3 protein-coding genes are annotated in these 1,620 nt (G+C 45.6%); all 3 read right to left on the reverse strand.

Features of this window, described 5'->3' with window-relative positions; genetic code table 11:
• Positions 1–89 precede the first annotated feature (89 nt).
• Positions 90–362: a hypothetical protein gene (locus P5683_RS24610; protein ID WP_008056743.1), complete on the reverse strand. Its 273-nt coding sequence runs from the start codon at positions 360–362 to the stop codon at positions 90–92.
• Between the two features lie 4 nt (positions 363–366).
• Positions 367–933, reverse strand: a complete 567-nt coding sequence (locus P5683_RS24615) for a DUF3177 family protein (RefSeq protein WP_006621821.1) — start codon at positions 931–933, stop codon at positions 367–369.
• A 216-nt stretch (positions 934–1,149) separates the two neighbouring features.
• On the reverse strand, positions 1,150–1,374 hold the full coding sequence (locus P5683_RS24620; RefSeq protein ID WP_315641188.1) for a Calvin cycle protein CP12: 225 nt from the start codon (positions 1,372–1,374) through the stop codon (positions 1,150–1,152).
• Positions 1,375–1,620 lie beyond the last annotated feature (246 nt).

The raw sequence follows: 1,620 nt of genomic DNA on the forward strand, positions 1-1,620 counted from the left end.
TTCCTCTCCGTGATCAATCACGGAGCTTCCAACCCTCCCAGGAGTTTTACGTGATGATGCGGGGTGATCATGGAAGTGGGAAAAAGTGGCTAGAGTAGGCTGTGCATTGTATCCCAAGTCAATCCTCGTTGAATATATTTAGGGTTGGCGGGGTCATAGGGACTGACGAGGCGATCTATCTCCAAAATTTCGGCATGGTCAGGTAAAACGGGAATATCCGGGTCAAAAGCAGTAGGTCGCATGAGAGAACTAGAAAAACCCTTAAAAATGGCAATCTCATCTAATTCGCCGTCAACTGAGACCCGCACGAGCAAAACTTCCCCAGGATGTTTTTTGGTGTAATTTTCTAAGGTATCTTGCATCAGATTAATTTCCGGTAGCAGAACGTCCCTGTCTTCCGAGACGAATGACAACAAAATAGGCAAAACATCCGACATAAATTAAGAGGCCGACAATTGCCAAAAAGCCCAAAAATGGGGGATTCCAACCGGGATGAAAAATCTCTTTATACATCCAAGGGGGGTCAAGCCAAATTCTACAGCCGGGGTCAGCCAATAAATCCTCAGCGCCTAAAAAAGCACATCGGAGGGAAGGGAGAAAAATCAAGGCCCCGATCGCATTATAAACAGTAATAGCCCATCGCCAACTGGTGAGGGTCAATTTTAAGGGGGAAGGCTGCATATCCTCGATTTCCTCATTGAGATCGACCCAAAACCATAAACTAATTGGAATGAGGATACGAGAAGCGATCGCACAAATAAAACCTATGGGGATAGCGGCGATCATCAGATAAAGGGTAATCATCAACAGACTAGCCACCCGCCAATAGATAATCAACAGGTGAGTAATAGCTTCCAGCTTTTTGACGAGAGCCCAAATCAGTAAAATTAGGGGAAGGATAATCGTAAATATAACCGCGAGTCTGTAATCCATCCAAACCCAAGTCTCCAGACTTGACGGAGTAGCAGCTATGGATATGGGGTTTAACATTATATTTTGATAGAGAGTGCTGAGACAGTGCAGGAGCGACCCAAGACAATTTCGGTCAGTTTTCCCAAAACCGAAAAAATATGACCCATTATGGGTCAAGGATGCCCCCTAGCATGGCGATTTAGCCAAGGCTAGGGGAGTTAGGTAAACCAGGGGCAGTTAATCGTCGTAAAGCCGGCACTCTGCGGCTTCTGGGTTATTGTCACAATAAACCTCAAAAGAGCTTTTCTTGGGTTTTTGCTTTTTATGAGCCGACTCCGCCTGAACTTCTTCTACAGCATCCCAAGCCGCGGCACACTCTGGGGAGGTTCCGCCTTTGGTATCACAGATGATACGGGCTTCTTCCCGTTCTTTTTCGATGATTTCGTCAATGTTGTTGTTCATATAACCTCTTGTCCAATCTTACAAATTTTACCAAAAGCCTGACCCAATCAACTATCATAGCAGGCAATCATTGAGATAGTTCCCTACATCAGATCGATTTAGGCTGCCCATAGTTTGTAATAGATCACTCGAAAGCGTCAACCCAAAATCGGAAGTAATCTTTTAATATTTCTCGTAACCCACCATAAATCAAGTCAGCACCCCCGGCTGAAGCACGGGGGCTTCGTGCCCCCCTTTCAGGTAGCC

The sequence above is a fragment of the Limnospira sp. PMC 1279.21 genome (assembly GCF_032349615.1).
In the GTDB taxonomy this organism is placed as follows: Bacteria; Cyanobacteriota; Cyanobacteriia; order Cyanobacteriales; family Microcoleaceae; genus Limnospira; species Limnospira fusiformis.